The organism is Haloferax sp. Atlit-4N (genome assembly GCF_003383025.1).
Lineage (GTDB): Archaea > Halobacteriota > Halobacteria > Halobacteriales > Haloferacaceae > Haloferax > Haloferax gibbonsii.
Window position 1 is genome coordinate 1 of the sequence record NZ_PSYY01000119.1, and the last position, 445, is coordinate 445.

General features: G+C 70.8%; 1 protein-coding gene. It reads left to right on the forward strand.

All coding sequences use genetic code 11. From position 1 onward, the window contains the following. A partial coding sequence (locus C5C07_RS20855; RefSeq protein WP_147302095.1) for a Gfo/Idh/MocA family protein occupies window positions 1-445 on the forward strand: 445 nt, incomplete at both ends.

The following is a 445-nucleotide window of genomic DNA, read 5'->3' on the forward strand; positions in this document are numbered from 1 at the left end:
GACCCCGTAATCGACGTGGCGGTCGTGCTCACGCCGGCGGGAACCCACGGCGACCTCGTGTCGGCCGCGCTTCAGGTGGGCAAGCACGCCTACACCGAAAAGCCGCTCGCGGCGACGAAGGCCGAAGGCGAGGCGATTTTGGAGACCGCCGCCGAGCGCGGACTGACCGTCGGCGTCGCGCCCGACACCGTCCTCGGCACCGGCATCCAGACCTGCCGCGACCTCATCGACGAGGGCCGCATCGGCGACCCAGTCGGCGCGACGGCGTTCTGGTCGAACCACGGCCACGAGCACTGGCACCCGGACCCCGACGGCTTCTACGCGGAGGGCGGCGGCCCGCTTTTCGACATGGGGCCGTACTATCTCACGTCGCTCGTGACGCTCCTCGGCCCGATTCGGTCGGTCGCCGGGACCGCGAACACGCCGTTCGCCGAGCGCGAGATAA